We start from the raw sequence: 16529 nt of genomic DNA on the forward strand, positions 1-16529 counted from the left end.
TCGTCACGGGTGTTCCGACACAGCCACATTTTACAGTCGAACTGACGAATCCGGGTATCGTGCGGGATGAGTTTTCACGTTTGCCGTTGTTGACAGGCTCGCGAAAATGCGCTCGGACTTCTGAGCTGAGACCGAAGATCACTTCGCTACGAAATTCGGTGAGGCGGCGCCCGCGGTCAGATTGAAGTGTGGGCGTCGCCTCACCGAATTTTGTAACCTCAATTACTGCTTTGCGCTAATGGCCTTCGCCAGCGGGTTGATGACTTGCGGCACGACATAGGTGCTCACCAACTCGTCGAGCACCCGACGCTGGTTGTGATAGCTCTCCGCAAACGACTTAAACTGCTGCTTTCCCCAAAACTGCCGAACCGTGAAGTACACGGTCACGGGCGATTCCGGGAAGCTGTTCGTTCGCACCTGGTAGGCGTTGGTGCGCGTCTCGATGCTCAGCCGCGCCTGGAGTTGGCACGCATCATCAAGGGCCAGCATCATGGTCGGCTGGTAGTGCAGCACGCGCGCCGCGGGTACCTGGACCAACCCTTCGAGCGGCGTACCGCTGGTCAGTGCCTCGGCCACCACCTCGTCGTGGTTCCCCTGGTAGAGGAAGTCGAAGTAGTACAGCACGTCCATCGACTCGGTCTGCATACCGTTGAGGTCGAGGTGGTACGGGGCGATTTCAAGGACGCGCTCGTTGTGAACGTCCGCGTCGTCGAGAGTCGGCGGGTTGACGTACCCGGCACTGAGTCGGCGGTGGTCCAACGAGGTCCAGCGGTAGCTGCCCGATTCGCGGTCCTCTTCGAGCATGTATTCGGAATCGCTGCGCTTCTCGAACTCGGTCATCTTCGGGGCCACCTTTTGGACGGCCTCAAAGAAGTGCAACACGGTTTCGCGACCGGTCGGCATTTCGAGTTTGCCGTGGACGTAGGTCGAGACACCGAAGTCGTCGCACAACGAAGCGTAAGAGTTCATCTACGGTTCCTCTCGTCTGGGCCGGCGCGCGGAGAGGGCTCCTGCGTTAATCAGGGCGCGACCGACAAGGTGACTGCTCTATTGTTCGACGCGGGATGTCCGGTTGCAAGCCCGGTAAGCGAGCCGGATTGTGTCAAACGCGCCGACCGTACAAACGGGGCAGTTCAAAGTGACGCAGAGACCGGAGGCGGGGTTCGGGCGCGGGCGACGAATCGGGCCGTTGGGGAACACTAGTGCGCGTTCGGACGGAAGTGACAGAGTGAGCGCATCTTGTGGCACGGAAAACGGGCGCCTTCAGCAGTGCTTCCCGAGCGAGCGCCTCGACTTCACGAACGCGGTCGATGAACCGAATCACAAAGTACGGAAGGGGACAGTAGAGACGAACTCGGCCGCTCTCAGGTCGCGGTTCGTACCACGAGTCGAGGGCGGCCGGGTGCTTCTCGCGTTCTTCGTCTTGCTACCAACAGCCGAACGGCTCGGCCGCGAAGTCGAACGCGGGGGTTATTTCGATCAGGCAACGAGGCGGAGCTTGGCGGTGACCGGCGCCGGTACCTTCAGCGTGCCCTTGAGCATCCACCGGCCCGCATCCGGTGCCCCGCTCCACTGCTGGAGCTGCATCGTGGTGACGTGCTCGCGCTCTTCGTCGTCGAGCACTTCGGCGAACGCTTCGGCGTACTGTTGACGGACCTGCGTGGACGAGCGGCCGACGAAGATGAGTGCATCGGCGCGGTCATCGAAAACCGCAACCGCGCGCCAGCCCTGAGCCTTGGATTCGGTGGTAACGAGCATTGGTGTAACCCTCCCTGGCTTTGAGTGATGGGCGTCGCTGATCCATCGAGCGACGTGCAGATAACTTGACAATTGGAGGGGTCGCGGTCAAGAAAAAAGTGCTCAATCTGTAAACTTTGCCTCAAGTCCGTGGCTCGTACTGCAGATGCGTCGGACGAAATGTTAGTGACCGAGTGCGCTCAACTCCGGACGCGGAATGTGATTCGCCCGCGCGTCAGATCGTAGGGGGAAATCTCCACTTTCACGCGGTCGCCCGGAATGATGCGAATGAAGTTCTTGCGCATCTTGCCGGAAACGTGTGCGATGACCTCGCCACCGATGTCCAGTTCGACGCGGAACTGCGTATTCGCCAGAGCCTCTTTGACACGGCCCTCGACTTCAACCGCTTCTTCTTTCGCCATACACCCACCCGGATAAAGAACTGCGACCGTCTGTTACCCGAGACCTACGGATCGACCGAGATCAGTAGAAATAACAAACGCGCACCCAATGGAGGTCCGTTGACCTCACAAACCGGGCGCGTTGATTAAATATCCGCGACTCAATTGAGCGGAAGTAGGAACCGGGCTCAGTAGCGGTCGCCACCGTACCCACCACCGCCTCCGCCACCGTAACCCCCACCGTATCCTCCTCCTCCACCACCGCCGTACCCGCCCCCGCCTCCGCCTCCGCGTCGACCTCCACCGCCCCCGCCACCGTAACCCCCGCGCCCGCCGCCCCCGCCACCACCGCCCTCACGCGGTTTCGCAACGTTAACGGTAAGCGGTCGGCCGTTGATCGCCTGCTCGTTGAGCGCGGCGATGGCGGCCTGGGCCTCGTTCTCGTTGGCCATCTCCACGAACCCGAACCCGCGCGAGCGGCCGGTTTCGCGATCCATTACTACTTGTGCGCGGGTCACCGCGCCGAACTGTTGGAACATTGCGGACAGTTCGTCGTCCGTTGTGGACCAAGGCAAATTGCCGACGTAGATGTTCGTAGCCATGCGGAACCGAAGCCACCGTGCGCCCGTGCCGGGTACACCTCTGGCCCCGCCCACACACGGAGCGGGTACAAGCCGCGAGGGAGACCAACACGCAATCACCCGGCTCATGCCGGAATAATCGTCACAATATAATCATCGCAATCGCCCCCGCAAGAATTTTCTGTACAATCGGCGCGGAAAAACGGAACGGGGCTGTTGGGCGCCAGATCCACGATCTGGCGCCCAACAGCCCCGTTGTGTCCTGCGTTTCGCGCTGTGGTTAGTCCACAATGGCGAGCAGGTCGTCCTCGGTCACGATGAGGTACTCTTTGCTGTCGATGGTGACTTCGCTGCCCGCGTAGCTCGTGAAGAGCACGCGGTCGCCCACCTTCACCTGGAACTTGGCGCGACCGCCGTCTTCGAGCGGCTTGCCCTCACCCACTGCGAGCACCTTACCCTGCTTCGGCTTCTCCTTGGCGCTGTCGGGGAGAATGATGCCGCCCACCGTCTTGTCGTCGGCTTCGAGGCGCTCGACCACGATCTTGTCGTTCAGCGGGACGATCTTCAGCGCTGCCATGAGTCAACTCTCCTGGGGAATCAATCGGTTGCGGTTACTCGTCGGTCGGCGGGCGCGGCGCCTCGACCTTGTCTTGTGGTTCCGGGCGCGGGCCGTAAACCCGTGCGAGCGCCCGTTCCAGGGTGTGTAATACGACGTTCCCGTTCACCGGCTTCGGAATCACGCTGTACACCTGCGCCGCGAACGCTTGGCGGATCAAGTCGTTGTTCGCGTCCGCGGTCATGAGCACGGCCGGCAGAGCGCGATCGAGCGTCTGCCGGATCACCGCGAACGCTTCCAGGCCCGTGAGCCGGGGCATGTGCATGTCGAACAGCACCAAGTGAACAATATCCACCTGGACCAGTTCAACAGCCTCACCCCCGTCCGCGGCCAACATGGTGCGGAACCCGCGGGCCGCGAGCATCTCACCGAGCGTCTCGCGCGTACCGCGATCGTCGTCGGCAATGAGGATCGAGAACCGCCACGGGTCACTCGCGGGAACGGTTATTGTCGGTTCGCCCTCGGACGGGCGCGGTGCGGGAATCATTATTTTAACCTCCCGGACGCGCGACCATCGGGAAGAACCGACCGGGCAACATCGCGTGGAAGGAGTCTGGGAAACAGATTGCAGCAAACGAAGTGCCGAAGCGCACGGGGAGGAATGCGGGACGGCGCTAACCCCTGAAAGATACGTTAGATGCGCACACCGCGTCAAGTCGGTCTGTGCGATTCTCCGAACCGCCCAACTGTCATGTTCATCCTTCCCGCTGACACGATGACAGGAACGCAGGATTTGACCGGGTTCGTTCGTTCGCTTAGCATGCAGCGACAATCTCGCACCGCCTCAAACGAAACCGGTACAGCCCGTTGCTGATTCAAACCCCAAGAGCCCGATGCCGACCCCTCCGAATATCGCTCCGTTCGCCGGGGTACTCGCCGATCTCGCGACCGACCTGCGCCGCGGGTCGTGTTGCCTCGTGGTTTGCGACAAGGGGTGGACGCTCCCGCTCTACATCGGCTTGAAGGAACGCCTCCACGCGGCGGACGTCAGGTGCGGGTATCTCGACGGGCGCGTGAAGGACGCAACTGCCAACAACGAAGGCGGGGTGATGCTCGCGGCCGTCGCTCAAATGCGGTGGGCCGTGCGCGCGGCGGAAGCGGAAGGGGTCGTGTTCGCGGTACCGCACCTGGACGTAATGACAGCAGTAGAAGGCGGGTGGACGTCCGTTTCGCGGGAGGTCATCCCGCTTCTCTACGAGAACGCCGCGACGGTCTGGCTCGGGTTCCAAGATCCGTCGCTGCAACTGCCGCACTTGGTCGAAAAGGTCTTCACGCGCCGGTACGTCATCGAAGAACCGTTCCGCACACTCGAAACCGTCCGGCCGTCACCGACACCGCGGGCGCTTCCATCAGAGGAAGCACTGTCAGCCGAATCTCCGGTAGACACGACTACTTCTTCCCCAATCGATCCGGGTTAAAGTCCGCATCCGTGAGGTTGGCCGGGAGCTTCACCTTCTCGAGCAAGTAGTATTCCGCTTCCTTGCCCGTCGAGTCGGCCGCGACAATCAGAACCGGCAACCCGTAAGACGGCGACTTCTCCTTCAGGTCGAAGAAGTAGGTTCGGCTCCCGCCCTTCGGGAACAGCGGATCGCCACCCGCGCGGAGGTTCTGCGTCACGGCCGTGAGCGGGTACGGGTACTCGTCGCGCTTGACCGGTCCGTGAAGCGTGAGCGTATCGGCCGGGAGTTTGCCGGCTTCCATCTTCGTAACGGTGTCCGCGAGTTTGGTGAGCGCCTTCTCGAACCCGGCATCGCGGATGCTGTTGCGGGCTTTCTCTTTCACGCGCGCGTCATCGGGCGAAACGGGCGGCACAATGAACCCGGCTTTGAACAGCTTGTGGTCGCCCTGTCCGAGCATCAGGTACAACTTGTCCTCGTGCTTCTTGGGGAAGTATACCACCTCGCGCCCCTTACCACTTTCACTGATCGTCCGCGTAAACACGCTCATCGGTTCCCGGCGGAACTGGAACAGCACGACCTCGCTGGTGGACGCACCTTGCGGGTTGATCTCCCGGCGCGTGACAGTGGCCTCGAACGTGTCCACGGCCCTCCACGCAGTGTTTGCGGTGGCGATCACCGTCTTCAGTTCAGCGAGGGGCTTTGCGGTCGGTGCGGGGGTAGCGGGAGCTTCTGTATTGGGCTGCTTCGGCGCAAACGGCGAAGGCATCGTTCCAGACTTCGGGTCCGGTCGTTTGCGCAAGGGTGGCAGGGTGCTCATGCTGGCGTCCGTATCAATATCCGGCGGGGAAAACGTTCCTCCGGCCGGTGCGAGATCGTCCGTTCGTGGGGGCACGAGTGGGCGCTCGTCCGACAGAGTCGGGCGCACGGGGGTGCTCGATGCCATTCCGAGCGATGACTGGTTACCGAGAGGTTTGGGCGTGCTCGCGCCGTATGGTGCCGGTGGGTCGGACTTCGCGAACGGCCCTTGAGCACGCGAGTGGTACCGCGAGCAACCCGCGAGAAGAGTAACGAGCGAACAGAACGCAAGTGTGCGGATCATAGTGTGCGTCCGTGCGGAGCCGAGGCAATCTCCACCCGGCACCATAGCCACAACAAGTGTCCGCAGGCAAGATGAGAATGTGAGTGGTGAGGGGAAGGGGCGAAGACCAGAGAAGATGGGAGGGCGAAGAAACGGCACGGGGTGCAGAAGATCGAGAACAGAAGGCAAAGAACAGAGGTCGGGAAAGACCGGGTCTATGCACGCAGTTGCTGCGACCTGTTCCTTCTGTTCATTGCCGCCCGTTCGGGTCTCTCACTTCTTGTACACGGCCTTCGGGTCAAAAATGCGTTCCGCGATGACCTTCAGTTCGCCCTCGTCGAGCTGGCGGAAAAAGCAACTCTTGTAGCCCTCGTGACACGCCGCCCCGCCGATTTGCTTGACCTTCAGCAGCACGGTATCGGCGTCGCAATCAATGAAGACGCCACGCACTTCTTGGACGTTCCCGCTCTCTTCGCCCTTGCGCCACAACTTGTTGCGGCTGCGGCTGAAGTAAACCGCGCGGCCGGTGCGCACGGTTTCATCGAACGCCTCGCGGTTCATCCACGCGAGCATGAGCACTTCGCCCGTGTCCGCGTCCTGAGCAACTGCGGCAACCAGTCCGCCGGCCTTATCGAAGTCGAGTGTGGTGTTCATCAGTTCGTTGATTCTGGGAATGCGGTGTCGTTCCTACGATTCTACGCGCGCCGGCGGCCGAATCACCGGCGCGCCCGCATTAGTAGCGGAACGACACGAACCACCCTTGCGACGTGCTGCGGCTCAATCGTCCCAATCGCGGGTGCCTCGATTGCGGTTCTTGTCGATGGCGCGGCTCACGACGGGGTTATTAAGTACCACCATGCCCCAAATGCCGAACCCAACGGGAACGAACGCACAGAAGCACATGGAGCACAGTAACAGGAACGACGTGAGACCCACAACGGACGCGGTCATGGCCCAGCCGTAACTGGACAGCGCCCGCATCTTTCGCCCGCCGACGACCATCACGATCGTGTACGGCAGCACGCACAGCGCGGAGAACACGCCGAACAGCACCGCTCCCGTCTCGTCGCCGTTACGGTTGTTCGCCTGCAGTGCGGCGGCAAAAAACCAGTACAACGCGCCGCCGGCCAGGAGCAACCCGCCGACCCACCCACTCACCTCCAACCACGTACCCGGGCCGTGGGCCAAGCGGGTCGCCTCCTGGCGCTCCCACTCGTCGCGCTCCGGGTCGGGGCCGCGGCGCCGGCGCCGCGGGCGGTCGTAGTCGTCCGCATACCTGTCGTCGCGCCGGTCGCGCTCGAACGGCGCCGGCGCGACCTCGGCCGGCACGAACTCGGTGGCGCAGTGCGGGCACCGCACCGTCCAGTCGCGGTAGGCGTCGTCCACTTCCAGCGCGCGGGCACACGACGGGCAACTAACCGTGGGCATTCGGGTGTCCTGTCGGTGTTCAGTACCGGTCCGGGGAATACGCGGCCCGGCGGCGCGCGGCGAACCCGGCCTTAACGTCCGGTTGCCCAATAATCACGAGCGCCCAGATACCGAAAACGAGGCCGAGGAAGCAGCAGCCACTCGTACATGGCAAGAGCGCGAGAACGGACCCCGCGATCGGCCAGAACTTCCCGCTCAAGCTCATCAGCTTCACCCCGCCGATGAGCGTAATTACCGAAAACACCCCAATCATCGCATAGAACGGAATCCACCCGATTTTCGCCCAGTCGCGGAACTGATTCAGAAGCTGGATCTGATCTTTCTTCTGGGCGTCCGGGATGCCCGGGTTCTGTTCGACCTTCTTGACCTCTTCGTCGAACTGCGCATCGAGAGTGGCGAACTGAACGATCCCCAGAGCCACCGAGAGAAATCCGAAAACGGCCACAACGATCAACCCGATCGCGGGAGCCATCACCTTGCTTTTGGCGCGGCGAATCGCGCGCTCGTCACGGTCCCCGCGGTCGTCTTCGCCGAAGTCGCTCTCGCGGTCATCACGATCGGGATCGTCGCGGTAGTAATCGTCGCGGGGGTCACGGGACATGAACGCCTCGGAGGTGAAGGGACTCAGTAAGTAAGGAGGCTAAAGATGTCGTAGCCGACGAGCGGCGCGCGACCGTTCAGGAACGCGAGTTCGATGAGGAACGCGCACCCCACAACACTGCCGCCGGCGAGTTCGATGAGTTTGCACGCCGCCGCCATCGTTCCGCCGGTCGCCAACACGTCGTCCACGACCAGCACCCGCGCGCCGGGTCGGATCGCGTCCGCGTGGACGTGGAGTTCGGCCGAACCGTATTCGAGGTCGTATTTGAAACTGTGGGTCTCGCCCGGCAATTTCCCCGGCTTGCGGAGCGGCACGAGCGGCTTCTTGAGTGCGAGCGCCATCGGTGCGGCGAACAGGAACCCGCGGGCCTCGGCCGCCGCGATCACGTCGATCCCGCCCGCCGGGTAGTGGCCCGCGAGTTCGGCCACCGCGAACCCGAACGCCGCCGGGTCGCCGAGGAGCGGCATAATGTCTTTGAACAGGACGCCGGGTTTGGGGAAGTCCGGCACGTCGCGGATGAACGCTCTGAGATCCACAGCGGACTCCTGGCGGAACTCGGAACTCTGGGGCATGTCTTAGCGTACTGCGCCGAAACGGGAAGAACCGGACTCTGTTAGTGGAGCGTGACATGAATCTGACCATTCGCCCCGCGACCCCCGCCGACGAAACGGTGCTCGCGGCGTTCAACACCGCGATCGCGTGGGAGACCGAGCACAAGCACCTCGACCCGACGGTACTGGCGGCCGGCATCCGCGCGGTCTTCGCCGATCCCGCGCGCGGGTTCTACACGGTAGCGGAGAGCGGCGGAGAGGTCGTCGGCCAAATGATGGTCACGTTCGAGTGGAGCGACTGGCGGAACGGCTGGTTCTGGTGGGTGCAGAGCGTGTACGTGCGCGAGGACGCGCGCCGCGGAGGGGTGTTTCGCGCGCTCTATCGCGCGATCGAACAGCGGGCCGCCGCCGAACCCACCGTGATCGGGCTGCGGCTCTATTTCGATCTGGAAAACACCCGCGCGCAGGCCACGTACCGCGCGCTCGGGATGAGTGATACGACCTACGGAATGATGGAAGTGTACCCGCTACCGGGGCGCGACGCGCACATCGGATGAACCCTCCCGCACTGTTCCCGATCAGTTGGTTCGCGGCCGGAGTTGTGACCCCGGAGAGCGCGAGCGACTTCATGCGCTACGCACAGGCCGCGCCGAACCACCCCGCGCGCCACTGGCTCTGGGCCGCGTTCCGCGACTGGTCCGAGGAGCGCGAGCGGCTCACGCCGGACGAGTGCCGGGCGGCTTACGCATTGGGGGAAGCGGATCCGGACCAAAACCTCGGCACCGCGATGATGTGTCACGCGGTGTTGCAGCGCACGTGCCCGGCCGACGTGCGAGCCGCTGCGACGCGGAGCGACCGCACGGCCGTTCGGAAGACCGCGGGGGCGTTTCGGCAGTGACGAGTCGGGGGCGAACGGAACCGAAAATTTTTTGTTGAAAGATTTCACTCTTACGAATCGTAACACGTCTCGAGCTGGGCGCCTTGTGTTTGTTTAGGCGGCGCCCGACTTCAACTCGATAGCTATGTCTCCCGACCAATAACAGCCATTGTTGGTCTAATAAAGTCACGTTTGCCTATTGGCCGGCGCGGGCACCCGTGCCGGTCGCGATATCCGGTAGCCCGCTGAACTGACCCCCGCATCACGGAATCACGGCAGCGCGCCCGGCACGAAGCGGCGAAGGGGTCCGCGTATTCACATCGTGACTTGAGGAGACCCGTATGACGAGGTTCTGGACCTACGGTGTACTCGCCACCGTGCCGATCGTGCTCTGCTGGACCGCGCTTGTGCCCGGAGGGGCGCCGGCCGACGACAAGGCCACCAAACTGCCCCCAACGAACCTCCTCGGGCTGACCTACCAGCCGCTCCCGGAGTGGGTGCCGTTCGAGTCGAAGGACACCGTTCAGAAGTGGATCGATGAGAACGATACCAAGGCAATGACCCTGCACTCCTGGCAGTTGTGGGGCGGGCTCACGGAGCTGGTGACGCAGAAGGCCGGCGGGGAAGAGTACCGGGTGCCACTGTTCGAGACGTGGTTCGGTAGTGGCTTTACTGATGGCACAGGTTATAGAGCCGGATAAAGTACCAAAGTGCCCCGAGATGATTCCTCTCGCACTTGGAGAACGAGAGGGTCTTTCGCACGAACCGGGCGCATCGCTGGCGGAGGGTGAGCCAGAAGCGCTCGACATGGGCGGTGAGGCCCGTGTCCTTGCCCACGGCCCGGTGCCGGGCGCGTGGGATCGCTTGGCGGTACGAGGCGAGGAAGTCGGTGTACACGGTGACCCCGGTCCGGTACCCACGGGGCAATGCGCCCCAGAGGCGCTGGGCGGTTGCGGCGGACCGATCCCCGACGACCATCGCCAGAACCCGACGGGTGCCCTCGTCCAGGGCCACCCAAACCCACCGCACCTGATCCTTGGACCCTACGAAGCTCCACAACTCATCGGCCTCGATCACGACCGGACCGGACTTTTTGGGGGCGGTCCCGGGTCGCGCGGGGTGTCGTCCCGGTACAGGGCGTTGACGAACCCTTGGATCCAAGACCGGGACCGGCCGGTGATCCGGGCGATGGCTCGGATCCCGACCCGCTCGCCCAGCAACCGGAGCACCAGGGCTTGGTCGGACGCGCCGACCGGACCCTTCTTGGGAGCGGCCACGAACCGCCGGCGGCACGCCTGGCAGCGGAACACCGGAGTGCCAGAAGCGTTGGCCCCGTTCCGGACCACGTGAGTTCCCGAGCACCGGGGGCACGGCGGGATCGGGGCCAGGGCGGTAGCCGATTTGCTCATCCGGTCAGAGTAGGACCATGACACCGTTCAAGCCACTACCCGTGGTTCGACCCGGACCAGGTGTTCGGTCCCCCGCCGGTCGTGGAAAAGAAGCCGGCGGGCCGACCGTTCGCGCGCCCGCGGCAACTGTTGCGAACCCAGCCCGGTCACCTCCGACTCCTGGGGGCCGAGGCCCCCGCTCCTCCGGCGGACCCTGTAGACCCCATCAGCTTCCGTGCCGTCACGGTCAAGTACAACCGGGAGATGCGGGACCACGCACAAGCGAACAAGTTTTACGACGGCGCGACCCTGCAAAAGATCAACGACAGTTGGGGCCAGACACCGGTCGCCGACCGGAACCTGAAGCCCTACCCGGACCGCTCAGTCATGCTCAAGCCGGTCTTCCAGTTCATCAGCGGGACCGAAGCGACGCTCCTCCCGTACTGGGCCGGTCCGGACAAGCGCATCGACCAGACCAAGCCACCGGGACCGAACAACTGGAGCGAGAAAATGCTCATCCTCCCGCCGGGGCAACCGAAGGTCGCCGTCCGGGGCATGCCGACCATCCCTCTCGACCGGTTTTATCACATGAAGTTGACGGCCGCCGAGGTCGACTACCTGAACAAGAATTTCGGCCCGTTCAGCCCGCCGATCAGCGCGGGCGACTACGCGATCCTGACCGGGATGCACGTTTCGACCCGCGAGATCGACAACTGGACGTGGCAAACGTTCTGGTGGTCGCTCACCAAGCCCGTGATCCCGGACGCCGCGAAAAAGCGCATCCAACCGCCGTTCGACAACTACGAAACTCAGGTCGGGTACTCGTTCATGACCGGCCCGCCGCGGGCACCGCCAAGACCGAAGGGAACCCGAACTCGCTGCCCGTGGTGTGCTACAACCCGTATCTGGAAGCGGGTTTCGGGAACAACGTCTTCGACCCGCCGTTCAAGAACCAACTCGGTATTGAATCGAACTGCATGAGCTGCCACCGGGCCGCGGCGTGGCCGGGGTCCACGGCACTCTACGTCTCCAACGGGCTGATAAAGCCGGGCGACCCGATCTTCTTTACCAAGAACACGAAGGCCGACTTCGTGTGGGGTCAAACGAACGTGAATCCCCCGCCCGCGCCACCGAAGAAATGATCCGCTGACGGGTGGCTCGAACGCCATCTGTCCCGGAATGGCGCCCAACAAAAAACGCGGGCGACCAAGTGGTCGCCCGCGCTACTCGGATGCCGAAATTAACCCGCGATCACGCAACGGGGATCGTCGAGAGCAATTCGTCCACCCCGGTCGCAGAGCCCGCTAACTGTGCCAGGAACGTGCAGCCGGCGCACGAGCACTTGTGCTTCATCGGGTCGGCCGATGCGGTATAGATCGCGTCGCTGGCTTTGGGCGCTTCCACAGGGACAGGTGCCGACTGTTGGTTCGTGTCGGTCGTGTTCGTTGTCGAAGCAGTGTGCAACCCGGCGTAGAGCCCGTCGTAAGTAATTGGCGTGCCGAACGGTGCGGTGAACGGCGCGTTCGCCCCGCCCGCCTGCATTTGCTCGAAGCTGAACACGCGAGCGTAGGAACTGCTCCGGTTCGCACTGGCCGCGACGAGTTCGGCGCGGCCGTCGCCGTTCGTATCGCGCAGTGCCAACCGCGCGCCGCTCGGATCGGTCGGCGCGAATGCGTAGAAGCTTCCCACTAACGGTAAATCGTTCGCCTGGATGCCGGGGTTGTTGGTCAGGGTCGCACCGGACCACACCTTGATGTGTGCCGGTCCGCGGTCCGGGGCGATCGCCAGTTCCGCGAACCCGTCCCCGTCCATGTCGCCAACCGCCGCGTTCAAACCCGACCACAAGCCAGCGAACGCGATGAAGTCGGGCAGCAACCGGGTCGCCGTAGCGTTCCGCAAGTCGGCCCCGCTGTAAACCGCGACGCGCCCCTCGGCCTGTCCGCCGGTCGTTACAATCACGTCCGCGAACCCGTCGCGGTTGATGTCCCCCGCTGCAACGCGAGCACCTCCACGGAACGCCGGGTTGTCGAACGCGAAGAAACTCGACTGCACCCGGAGCCCACCGCCCTCAATGCGGAACGTCTGGATGTGCGGACCGGCGCCCGCATCGGCCGAAACGACCAGTTCGGACTTCCCGTCGTGATCGATGTCCGCCGCGGCCAGGAACAACCCGCCCGTGAACCCCTGGAAGATGACCGTCTGACCCACCATGATGCTGCCGTCGCGCCCGTCCATCAGTTGAACGACGGCCTGCGGACCGGCACCCGTGGTGAAGGCGTAGTCGGTCACGCCGTCGCCGTTGAAGTCGCCGCTCGCGACCCGGAGAGCACCGCGGTACCCGGCGAACGGTGTCAGGCGCCGACCGGTATCGGTCAGAACACCGTTGGAGACGACGAACAGCGACACCGTGCCGTCCGTGTTCCCGGTGAACGCAACCGCGTTCTGGCTCGCGACCGGCACCGCGGTGAACGTCGGCGTCGCGGGCGCTGCCACCGGCGCGCCCCAACCCAGATCCCGCAGGGCCGCAGCGTCCAGGGCCGACCAGCTCACCCGTGTTCCATAGGTCAGCGTCGGATCGAGACTTAGCGCTTGCCCGCCGAGAGTGGCCCCGTCCGCCCAGTGCCCGCCGCCCGGGGCCAGCGGCACCGGCCCGCCGTAAAGCGCGTTCGCATTCGCTCCGTAGAAGTAACCGTTGCGCGACAAATTGGTCCATTGGGTCGCGGTACCGATCCCGAGGACGTGACCGAGTTCGTGAGTCGCGACCGAGTAGAAGTCCAGTTCGTTCCGATCGAGCCCGTCCGTGGTTTGGCCGTAGTGCCAGGTCTGGGTGCTATCGAACGTGATGCTCCCGCCCCACGGGGCGAACCCGGAGTGCCCGCGCGTTTGGATCGTGTTGATCCAGGCCTGGCTCCCGGAGATGCCGTACCCGCCGAACCCGCCGAACCCCGCTTCCCCGCCCGTCAGAGCGCGAGCGCCCACATAGATGCGGAGCGTGTTCGCGCCGACCGCGAGGTTCGCCACACTGGTTTGGCCGCCGGTCGCGGGATCGAAGAAGGAGGCGGTCCAGGTGTTGCCTCCGGACGGAATAATGGCCGAGAGGTTGGCCGACAGGCTGTTGCCCAGTTCGTTCGCGGCCCGTTCCATCACCGCGCGGGCTTCCGCGTTGTTGAAGAACCCGCCGACGTCGCGCGAGTAGTCCAACTGGATCAGGACCGCGGGCACTTCGCGCGCTTCGAGCCGTTCGAGCCGAAAAGCGGGACGCAGAGCTCTCAGCGACGAGGAGCGCTTCGGGGTTCGCGTCAGCCACTTGAACATAATGAGGCGCCTCAAGGTCCGTGCCGCGGCCCGGAGCGCAGGGGCATAGCGCCCCGCGCCGGCTCGAACGGCAGCAGCGAAAGTCTGTCTGGAGTTAGGCAGTGGGCGTCAACGACCGCGCCCGGCGGCACGGTAGCCGTTGGGACGAACACGCGGACCCGCCGGTGCGAGCCGGCCGGACCGAATCAAAATCCGAGAGGGGGCCGAGGGTTGGCGGCGCGGTTCTTAAGGAGAACCGGGCGCATCGACCGACTAGTGCTTCACTGGCACCCACGCGCCGGGTGATCGGGGAGGGCCGATCGGAACGCGGCGTGCGTTTCAGATACGAGTCTTTAGGACACCCAACCGGACCGCGTCAACCAACGGATTTGCCCGGATTTCGCGTATTTTTTTCGTTACGCTGGGCGCATCAAAACCTTTGCCCCAAATGGGCTCAGTTTTCAGGTGGAGCCACGGACGGTGTAAAGCTACGGGAACATGTCGATGCGCGAACACTCAGCGGCCCGCGTTGATGGCACAGTACAATTGGGCCGTTCACTTCTCTGACCCGTGAATTCGCGCGAAAACAAGCAGCTACCGATTGATGCGATATGTAATTGCAAGAAGGCGAATATTCATTTGCTTCCCGTTATCCAAACAGCCACACGTCTACCGTTTCGCCGGGCGCGTAATTATCGCGCTCGGGCGGTACGAGCACGAAGCCGTCCGCGACCACCGCGCTACTGAGGTTCGATGCGCCGCCCGACGCGACCGGTGCGACCCCGCCGGCCTCGCACTTCACGCGCACGTAATCGACGCGCCCCACCGCGGACGCGATCGGCTGCGTGAGTGGGAGCGCGACCTTCTTATAAGGGAGTTCCCAGGTCAGGCCGCCGAGTCGCCGAACCACGCGCCCGGCGAACAGGTCGTAGGCACACAAACACGAGACGGGGTTACCGGGCAGGAGGAAGAGAGGAGGTGAAGGGGTGAAGGGGTGAAGGGGTGAAGGGGCCGTTTGCTCTTTACTCGTTCCCGAAGCGGGCACGAACCCGACTCCCAGGGGAGCTGCCGGTCGCAGTGCCACACCGTGCACGACGAGTTCGCCCAACTCGGCCACAGCGCGTGGGGTGTGGTCCTCCACCCCGACCGAAGTGCCACCGGAGCAGAGCACCACGTCCGCAATGGTCGCGGCCGCGCGGAGCGCGTCGCGCACGGCCTGATAGTCGTCCCTGATGTATTGCACGGGGAGCACGTCCGCGCCGTCGCGAATTGCGAGTGCGGTCAGCATTGGTGAGTTGCTGTCGACAATCCTGACGCCTTCGGGCACGAAACCGGGCGGGAGCAGTTCGTTCCCGGTTACCAGAATCGCGACACGCGGTCGACGCACGACTTGTACGGTCGCTGCGCCAATCGAAGCGAGCACGCCCACATCCTGTGGCCGGAGCCGGCGCCCCGCGGGTAACACTTCACTCCCGCGCGCCACGTCTTCGCCGATGCGAACGACGTGCTTGCCCGCCGCCAGCACTGCACTCGGTAACACGCGACCGTCCGGTTCGATCCGCGCGAACTCCGCCATCAGCACCGCGTCGGCTCCCGTGGGGATCGGCGCGCCGGTTGTGATTCGCACGGCCTCCCCCGGTCCCACTTCGCCCACGAACGGGCGCGCGGGAAGTGACTCACCTATCACTGCGAGCGGAACCGGCGTCCCGGCTGTGTCAGCAGCGCGCGCTGCGAAACCGTCCATCGCGGAGCGGGCAAAGCCCGGCACATCGACCCCGGACACGACCGGTTCCACGAGGACGCGCCCGGCGGCACCGAGTAGCGGAACGGTTTCGCCTCCAAGCACGGCTGTTCGCACTTCCAGGAGTGCGAGAACCGCGTCCACACTGGCACGTTCGCGGAACCCGCGCATCCGCACGTCAAAGAACGGGGGCTTGCCCGATTCGGTCATTCCACAGTGCTCCGGTGGCCGCACAATCCGCACAACCGCAAGTCTTTGCCAGACTTCGCAAATCATCGCCGCCCGCGCGACCCGCACAACCGTCCGCTCATCGCACAATTCGCACAACTTTCGCTCAAGCTGTGAGTTGTGTACCCGCAAGTCGGCCCTACATTTGGATGTCAAGTACGTCAGCCGCAGCAACTGCGCGGCTCGCGGGGCGAACGCCCGCGTCCCCCCAACAATGCGCACGGACAGCCGAGACTAACGACGGAGCGGCCCTTATGAATACCAAGCGTTTCCTACTGACCTTGATCGCCTTCGCGCTCATGCTTCCGCTGTCCGGGTGCGGGTGCCGTCGGAACAGTTGCAACGACGACCGCCGGTACGCTCCGCCGGCCGGCTGCTGCGACAAGAACGCCCCGCCGGACTTCCTGCCCAACCCGCGGCCGTAACCGCGGATCTTGAGTGAAACTGTGCCCGTGCGGATCAGAACATACGTGGTCCGCACAACCGGCGCACGTACACCGCGCATTCGGCACGACCGCACCCCTTTCACCAACCGGGTGATTTTTCCTCGTCGCGCCAGCACTCCGACATTCTCCCAATCTCCGACTAAATCTGCGCCCCTCGTGTTT

Annotated in this window: 22 protein-coding genes; 7 read left to right on the forward strand and 15 right to left on the reverse strand. The window is 63.9% G+C overall.

Annotated features, from left to right (window positions below; all coding sequences use genetic code 11):
- Positions 1–222: 222 nt before the first annotated feature.
- From J8F10_RS26460 to J8F10_RS26485, 6 genes are all read right to left on the reverse strand, one after another.
- The gene (locus J8F10_RS26460; RefSeq protein ID WP_210659127.1) at positions 223–969 is read right to left on the reverse strand and encodes a hypothetical protein; all 747 of its coding nucleotides are present in this window, start codon (positions 967–969) and stop codon (positions 223–225) included.
- Between the two features lie 510 nt (positions 970–1479).
- Positions 1480–1758, reverse strand: coding sequence for a hypothetical protein (locus J8F10_RS26465; protein ID WP_210659129.1), 279 nt, complete (start codon positions 1756–1758; stop codon positions 1480–1482).
- A 179-nt stretch (positions 1759–1937) separates the two neighbouring features.
- Positions 1938–2159, reverse strand: a complete 222-nt coding sequence (gene infA, locus J8F10_RS26470; RefSeq protein ID WP_210659131.1) for a translation initiation factor IF-1 — start codon at positions 2157–2159, stop codon at positions 1938–1940.
- 167 nt (positions 2160–2326) lie between these two features.
- Positions 2327–2740 (reverse strand): RNA recognition motif domain-containing protein, encoded by a 414-nt coding sequence (locus J8F10_RS40010; RefSeq protein WP_210659134.1) that lies wholly within the window; start codon positions 2738–2740, stop codon positions 2327–2329.
- Positions 2741–2999: 259 nt separating this feature from the next.
- Positions 3000–3296 carry a co-chaperone GroES gene (groES, locus tag J8F10_RS26480; RefSeq protein ID WP_210659136.1) on the reverse strand — a complete coding sequence of 99 codons (297 nt, stop codon included), beginning with the start codon at positions 3294–3296 and terminating at the stop codon, positions 3000–3002.
- A gap of 34 nt (positions 3297–3330) precedes the next feature.
- Positions 3331–3822 (reverse strand): response regulator, encoded by a 492-nt coding sequence (locus J8F10_RS26485; RefSeq protein ID WP_210659138.1) that lies wholly within the window; start codon positions 3820–3822, stop codon positions 3331–3333.
- Positions 3823–4168: 346 nt separating this feature from the next.
- Between J8F10_RS26485 and J8F10_RS26490 the strand changes: the two genes are divergently transcribed.
- Positions 4169–4753, forward strand: a complete 585-nt coding sequence (locus J8F10_RS26490; protein ID WP_210659140.1) for a hypothetical protein — start codon at positions 4169–4171, stop codon at positions 4751–4753.
- On the opposite strand, the gene J8F10_RS26495 is transcribed toward J8F10_RS26490, so the two are convergent.
- The 5 genes from J8F10_RS26495 to J8F10_RS26515 form a co-directional block, all read right to left on the reverse strand.
- Positions 4725–5834: a DUF1571 domain-containing protein gene (locus tag J8F10_RS26495; RefSeq protein WP_210659142.1), complete on the reverse strand. Its 1110-nt coding sequence runs from the start codon at positions 5832–5834 to the stop codon at positions 4725–4727. The genes J8F10_RS26490 and J8F10_RS26495 overlap by 29 nt on opposite strands.
- 252 nt (positions 5835–6086) lie before the next feature.
- Positions 6087–6467: a phosphoribosyl-AMP cyclohydrolase gene (gene hisI / locus J8F10_RS26500; protein WP_210659144.1), complete on the reverse strand. Its 381-nt coding sequence runs from the start codon at positions 6465–6467 to the stop codon at positions 6087–6089.
- A 123-nt stretch (positions 6468–6590) separates the two neighbouring features.
- The gene (locus J8F10_RS26505; protein ID WP_210659146.1) at positions 6591–7241 is read right to left on the reverse strand and encodes a hypothetical protein; all 651 of its coding nucleotides are present in this window, start codon (positions 7239–7241) and stop codon (positions 6591–6593) included.
- 19 nt (positions 7242–7260) lie between these two features.
- Entirely contained in the window at positions 7261–7842 is a 582-nt protein-coding gene (locus tag J8F10_RS26510) for a hypothetical protein (protein WP_210659148.1), read from the reverse strand.
- A 23-nt stretch (positions 7843–7865) separates the two neighbouring features.
- Positions 7866–8414 (reverse strand): adenine phosphoribosyltransferase, encoded by a 549-nt coding sequence (locus J8F10_RS26515; RefSeq protein ID WP_246523601.1) that lies wholly within the window; start codon positions 8412–8414, stop codon positions 7866–7868.
- Between the two features lie 56 nt (positions 8415–8470).
- Here J8F10_RS26515 and J8F10_RS26520 point away from each other — a divergent pair, with 56 nt between their 5' ends.
- The 3 genes from J8F10_RS26520 (at position 8471) to J8F10_RS26530 (ending at position 9971) form a co-directional block, all read left to right on the forward strand.
- Complete coding sequence (locus J8F10_RS26520; protein WP_210659151.1) at positions 8471–8950, forward strand: GNAT family N-acetyltransferase; 480 nt, start codon at positions 8471–8473, stop codon at positions 8948–8950.
- Complete coding sequence (locus tag J8F10_RS26525; protein ID WP_210659153.1) at positions 8947–9291, forward strand: hypothetical protein; 345 nt, start codon at positions 8947–8949, stop codon at positions 9289–9291. The genes J8F10_RS26520 and J8F10_RS26525 overlap by 4 nt, the downstream gene beginning before the upstream one ends.
- A gap of 320 nt (positions 9292–9611) precedes the next feature.
- Positions 9612–9971, forward strand: a complete 360-nt coding sequence (locus J8F10_RS26530; RefSeq protein WP_210659156.1) for a hypothetical protein — start codon at positions 9612–9614, stop codon at positions 9969–9971.
- Here the strand turns inward: J8F10_RS26530 and J8F10_RS26535 are convergent.
- Complete coding sequence (locus J8F10_RS26535) at positions 9940–10329, reverse strand: IS1 family transposase (protein ID WP_210651479.1); 390 nt, start codon at positions 10327–10329, stop codon at positions 9940–9942. The genes J8F10_RS26530 and J8F10_RS26535 overlap by 32 nt on opposite strands.
- Before the next feature lie 14 nt (positions 10330–10343).
- The gene (locus J8F10_RS26540; RefSeq protein ID WP_246522721.1) at positions 10344–10679 is read right to left on the reverse strand and encodes an IS1/IS1595 family N-terminal zinc-binding domain-containing protein; all 336 of its coding nucleotides are present in this window, start codon (positions 10677–10679) and stop codon (positions 10344–10346) included.
- A gap of 60 nt (positions 10680–10739) precedes the next feature.
- On the opposite strand from J8F10_RS26540, the gene J8F10_RS26545 reads away from it, so the two are divergent.
- Together J8F10_RS26545 and J8F10_RS26550 are read left to right on the forward strand one after the other, a co-directional pair.
- Positions 10740–11639, forward strand: coding sequence for a hypothetical protein (locus tag J8F10_RS26545; RefSeq protein ID WP_210659158.1), 900 nt, complete (start codon positions 10740–10742; stop codon positions 11637–11639).
- Positions 11636–11800, forward strand: coding sequence for a hypothetical protein (locus J8F10_RS26550; RefSeq protein ID WP_210659160.1), 165 nt, complete (start codon positions 11636–11638; stop codon positions 11798–11800). The genes J8F10_RS26545 and J8F10_RS26550 overlap by 4 nt, the downstream gene beginning before the upstream one ends.
- Positions 11801–11909: 109 nt before the next feature.
- Here J8F10_RS26550 and J8F10_RS26555 read toward each other — a convergent pair whose 3' ends face one another.
- Both J8F10_RS26555 and J8F10_RS26560 read right to left on the reverse strand, forming a co-directional pair.
- Entirely contained in the window at positions 11910–13973 is a 2064-nt protein-coding gene (locus tag J8F10_RS26555) for an FG-GAP-like repeat-containing protein (protein ID WP_210659162.1), read from the reverse strand.
- Between the two features lie 628 nt (positions 13974–14601).
- Positions 14602–15903 (reverse strand): molybdopterin molybdotransferase MoeA, encoded by a 1302-nt coding sequence (locus tag J8F10_RS26560; RefSeq protein ID WP_210659164.1) that lies wholly within the window; start codon positions 15901–15903, stop codon positions 14602–14604.
- A 272-nt stretch (positions 15904–16175) separates the two neighbouring features.
- On the opposite strand from J8F10_RS26560, the gene J8F10_RS26565 reads away from it, so the two are divergent.
- Positions 16176–16346 carry a hypothetical protein gene (locus tag J8F10_RS26565; protein WP_210659166.1) on the forward strand — a complete coding sequence of 57 codons (171 nt, stop codon included), beginning with the start codon at positions 16176–16178 and terminating at the stop codon, positions 16344–16346.
- The last annotated feature ends 183 nt before the right edge of the window (positions 16347–16529 follow it).

Source organism: Gemmata palustris (assembly GCF_017939745.1).
Taxonomy (GTDB): Bacteria; Planctomycetota; Planctomycetia; order Gemmatales; family Gemmataceae; genus Gemmata; species Gemmata palustris.